General features: G+C 72.3%; 8 protein-coding genes. All 8 read left to right on the forward strand.

All coding sequences use genetic code 11. The features are described from left to right. The first annotated feature begins 47 nt into the window (after nt 1-47). Complete coding sequence (locus CCN44_RS21090; RefSeq protein ID WP_086698588.1) at nt 48-1,049, forward strand: methyltransferase; 1,002 nt, start codon at nt 48-50, stop codon at nt 1,047-1,049. Between the two features lie 25 nt (nt 1,050-1,074). Then, nucleotides 1,075-1,866, forward strand: coding sequence for a hypothetical protein (locus CCN44_RS21095; protein ID WP_086698591.1), 792 nt, complete (start codon nt 1,075-1,077; stop codon nt 1,864-1,866). A 42-nt stretch (nt 1,867-1,908) separates the two neighbouring features. Beyond that, on the forward strand, nt 1,909-2,184 hold the full coding sequence (locus CCN44_RS21100; protein WP_059253213.1) for a hypothetical protein: 276 nt from the start codon (nt 1,909-1,911) through the stop codon (nt 2,182-2,184). A gap of 208 nt (nt 2,185-2,392) precedes the next feature. Continuing rightward, complete coding sequence (locus tag CCN44_RS21105) at nt 2,393-2,635, forward strand: hypothetical protein (RefSeq protein ID WP_086698594.1); 243 nt, start codon at nt 2,393-2,395, stop codon at nt 2,633-2,635. 77 nt (nt 2,636-2,712) lie between these two features. Continuing rightward, nucleotides 2,713-2,910 carry a hypothetical protein gene (locus CCN44_RS21110; RefSeq protein ID WP_086698596.1) on the forward strand — a complete coding sequence of 66 codons (198 nt, stop codon included), beginning with the start codon at nt 2,713-2,715 and terminating at the stop codon, nt 2,908-2,910. Continuing rightward, nucleotides 2,907-3,584: a hypothetical protein gene (locus CCN44_RS21115; protein ID WP_086698599.1), complete on the forward strand. Its 678-nt coding sequence runs from the start codon at nt 2,907-2,909 to the stop codon at nt 3,582-3,584. Before CCN44_RS21110 ends, CCN44_RS21115 begins: the two co-directional genes overlap by 4 nt. Continuing rightward, nucleotides 3,577-3,954, forward strand: coding sequence for a hypothetical protein (locus CCN44_RS21120; protein WP_086698602.1), 378 nt, complete (start codon nt 3,577-3,579; stop codon nt 3,952-3,954). Before CCN44_RS21115 ends, CCN44_RS21120 begins: the two co-directional genes overlap by 8 nt. Before the next feature lie 159 nt (nt 3,955-4,113). Beyond that, entirely contained in the window at nt 4,114-4,431 is a 318-nt protein-coding gene (locus CCN44_RS21125) for a MazG-like family protein (protein WP_086698605.1), read from the forward strand. The last annotated feature ends 27 nt before the right edge of the window (nt 4,432-4,458 follow it).

A 4,458-nucleotide genomic window follows, 5' to 3' on the forward strand; every position in this document is an offset into this window, starting at 1 on the left:
CCGCCGCCTGATCCGCGGCACACCCCACCACCGCCACAAGGAGCACCGTGCACATCCCGCCCGACATCCTCGCCGTCATACGCGACCGCGCCCAGACCGACGGCCCGCGCCTGATCCTCACCGGGCCGCGGTTGGACCCCAAGCTGTACCAGCGGATCAACGAGATCCTGGAGGCCGTCGGCGGCCGATGGACGCCCAGCGCCGGCGCCCACCTGTTCCCCGTCAACGCCGATGAGGCGCTGGCCCCGGTGTTGGCCACCGGCACCGTGGTCACGCTGCGGGAGAAGCGCCAGCAGGCCCAGTACTTCCCCACCCCGAAGACCATCGTGGACCGCCTGCTGGACCTGGCGCAGGTACAGCCCGGCATGACCGTCCTGGAGCCGTCGGCCGGATCGGGAGCGATCGCGTCCGCTGTGGTAGCCCGCGGTGCGACCGTCGACTGCATCGAGCGTGACCCCGGCTACGCCGCCGTCCTGACCGACGCCGGCCACGAGGTGCGCGTCGCCGACTTCCTTACCGTGCCCGCCGAACCCTCCTACGACCGCATCATCATGAACCCGCCGTTCACCCGCGGCGCCGACATGCAGCACGTTGAGCACGCGCTCCGGTTCCTCAAGGCGGACGGGCTTCTGGTGTCGGTGATGTCGTGGACGGTGACCACCGAGTCCCGGGCGACCGCGAAGTTCCGGGCGCTCGTCGAGGCCCGCGGCGGCACGGTCGAAGCCGTCGGCGAGAAAGCGTTCCGGGAGTCCGGTACCGACGTCCCCACCGTCATCGTCACTATCCCCGCGACCCCGCCCATGAACGCCCAGCCGACCGTGTGGCCTGCCCACGAGGCAGCCGTGCGGGAGGAGCTGGAGTTCCAGGACCCGGCCGTCATCCTCGCCGACATCCGCGCCAATCTCGCCAAGGCGCAGCGGCACTTCGACGCGCTCGCCGAGATGCTCGCCACGCCGGTACGAGCGACCGAGCCACAAGCTGCCGAGGTCGTTGAGCTGCCCCCGCCCCGACAGGAGCAGCTGTCCCTCGACCTCGACGCCACCGCCTGACCACCACCGCCACAAGGAGACCCACATGACCAGCACGCCGCCCCTCGACCTCGACGCCATCCAGGCCCGCGCCGACGCCGCCACCCCCGGACCGTGGGGCGTCTACCAGTACGGCGGCGACAGCCTCATCGAGATCGCCGCCGACCTGGAAGACACCGGCACCGGCTACAGCGCCCGCCGCACGATCGCCCGCTTCGACGAGGAGCCCCTCGACAACGACCCCGGCCACCGAGAGTGGACCGCAGAGGAGGACTGGGCGCAGGTCCAGGCCGATGCCGCGTACATCGCCGCTATGCCGCCCGAGGTGACCAAGGCGCTCGTCGCCGAAGTCCGCCGCCTCCGCGCCGAGCTGGCCGCTGTCACCACCCTGTGCAACGAGCAGGAGATGGCAGCCCGCCTGTTCGAATTCCCCACGCCCGAGTGGATCACTGCCGTCCGCCGGGCGATTGAGACCGCCGCCGAGGAGACGCACGTCGTCGCCGACGACAGCGACGACCCCGAACACGTCGACGACTGCCCCGGCTGCGAAACCGCCGAGACGCCCCTCGACATCCACGACACCATCTGGCTCCAGCAGCGCCCCTGCGGCTGCATCGTCGCCGGCGTCGTGGCCGTCGTCCCCGGCGAATGGAAGCTCGCCACCGCCGAGCAGGCGCACGCGCACTTCAACCCCACCCCGTGGGATCTGGCCCGCGCCGCTGACGCCCAGCTCACCGTCGTGCCCGTGACCGGACGCCAGTACCGCGAGCAGTACCAGGCCCGCTGGCGCTGCGACCAGCACGCCACCCCCGCCGTCCTGCCGCCGTCCGGCGCCTGACCCGCGGCACCACGACCACCACACCGATCGGAGACACGCACCGTGTCCTACGACATCCGCTACGACCCGGACTACGTGACCATCCCGCGGTCCACCTACGAACACCTGAGCGCCTGCTACCTGTCGCCGCTGTCCGGGATGCGCGACCTCGGCGCCGTCCTCGTCCGCGAGTGGGGCCACGACCCCGAGCAGCACCCCGACCTGATGGACGAGCTGGAGATCGAGCTGAGCGCCGCGCACATCGAGACCGCGGCCGACCTGATGCGGCAGCACGGACTCCGCGACCTCCGCGTCGAACCCGCCCCCGCCTCCGCGTGAGCCGGCCCCGCACGACGACCACCACACCGACCCACCCCACCCAGGAGTAGCCCGTGCACACCGAGCCCGAGTACGACGACCAGCCCGCCGACGACGAGTACGACGACACCGTGCCCGTCCCGCCCTACGACCTGCCCGACGGCGACTGGCAGTGAGCCGGACCCGCACGACGACGGCGCCCGCCGACCCACCCACCGGAAGGAACCCCATGACCGACACCGTCACCGTCGACTGCTTCGACGTCGAACTGGACAGCGGCGAGAACCTCAAGGCCCTCGGCGAAGGCAACTACCTCGAACTGGACCAGAGCGTGGCCGGGATGAGCCCTGGGGTCTGGCTGCTGCTCGCCTACGAGGGCGAGTTCGGCGACCGGGCCCGGCTGCGGTGCCTCACTCGCGAAGAGATCGACACCCGGCGCCGCGCCGAAGCGTTCAGCCGCATCTACGAATGACCACCCGCACTACGACGGCCGGCGCTGTTGGAGTCAGCGCCGGCCGCTTGCCCCGACCTTACCGAGGAGCCACCCCGATGACGCAGCTCTACCGCGTCCGCCCGCACCCGGGCAGCGCCGTGTACCCGTGGCGGTGGGAGTGCCTGCACGCCCAGCAGGTCGGCGTCGCCACCCGCCCGGTCCGCTGCACCGCCCACGGCCTCGGCCGGACCGCCGCCGAAGCCGACCAGGCCGCCACCCGCCACGCCGACACCCACACCCAGGAGCCCCGATGACCCAGCCCACCCCGAAGGCTGCCGACCTCCGCGTTGCTGAGGCGCGCCGCGCCGTTCACGAGTCCCTGGTCCTGCTGCCCGCCGGGGAGGCGGACCGGGTACGCGCGCTGATCGCCGACCTGGAGACCGCCGTGGAGGGCCGGGCCGCGATGCGCGCCGCCGCGTCTGCCGTGGTGTCCCCGCCGCCGAGCCGAGCCGCCGTGCCGGCCGACTGGATCGACGGCCACCCCCAGTTGGAGGCGATCGCCGCCGCGGTGTGGGAGCACTGCCGCACCGAGGGCACGAGCATCGTGGCCGACGACCCGCGGAACATCGCCGTCGCCGCACTCGCAGCCGCGTTCCCCGCGCCGACCGGGCAGGCCGCCGGGCTGCTGTGGGCCGCCGACCAGATCGACGCCGAGACCCGGCAGGCGAAGGCGGACGGCGTGCTGGAGCCGGACAAGTTCCGGCCGTGCCGGGACGCATCGGCGCAGCTGCGTCGGCTGGCCGGCGAGCAGCCCGAACCGCCTGCCACCGGGTCCAGCCTCACCCCGGCCGACTGGGCGCAGGCCGTCGCCGCCGCCAGGCTGCTCGGCGGCCACCCGGCCGACCCGGGCGTGTGCGAGGTGGAGGCCCGGCGGATCCTCGCCGCCGGACAGCAGGCGGCGGGCGACGAGGCGGTGGGCCGTGGCTGACCTGGCGCACGCCGAGTTCCTCTACGAACTGTGGGACGCCAACTGGGACGAGGGTCCCCTCGGCAACTACCAGATCCTGGCCCACCCGATCACGAAGAAGACCCCCAAGCGGATCTACTTCGTCTTCCTCAACCAGCGCCGAACCTCGTTTGTCGACCGGCAGAAGATCGAAGCCGCAGGCGAGGTCTACCACGGCTACACCATGCGCCGCCTGCATCTGACTCCGCCGGAGATTCCCGACCGGGAGAAGAAGCCGTCCCTGCCCGAGCTGCGGAAGGCGATGGCCGACGCGCACCCGGATCGTGGCGGCAGTGATGAGGCGTTCATCGCCGCCCGCCGCCGGTACGAAGCCGCGAGGTTGTCCGCCTGACCGTCACCCTGCCGGGGGTCGTGCCCGTGCACGGCCCCACGGCGGGCCCTGAGCGGCCGTCTCCCGGCCTCACAGGGGTTCGCGCGGCACATGCAACGCCGAACCCGCCCCCAGGGCCTCACAGGGGCGCACAGCACCCTCACAGTCGAAAGGACCCCGATGCTCACCCCCGCCCAGTGGACCACCATCCGTCACCTCACCGACTGGCTCGACCAGCAGAACGGCCGCAGCCAGGAAGAGATCGGCCTCCGCATCCTCAAGCTCGCCGAAGAACAGGGCGAGGTTGCCCAGGCGTGGATCGGCTACACCGGCCAGAACCCCCGCAAGGGCGTCACCCACACCCGCGACGATGTCGCCGACGAACTCTGCGACGTCATCGTCACCGCCGCCGTCGCCCTCACCACGATCAGCGACCACCCCGCCGACCACCTGACCGCGAAGCTCGCCAGCATCGCCGCCCTCCGCATCCCGGCCTGACCCCGCCCAGGCCCGCCGCACCCATAC

This window comes from Streptomyces tricolor, assembly GCF_002155905.1.
In the GTDB taxonomy this organism is placed as follows: Bacteria; Actinomycetota; Actinomycetes; order Streptomycetales; family Streptomycetaceae; genus Streptomyces; species Streptomyces tricolor.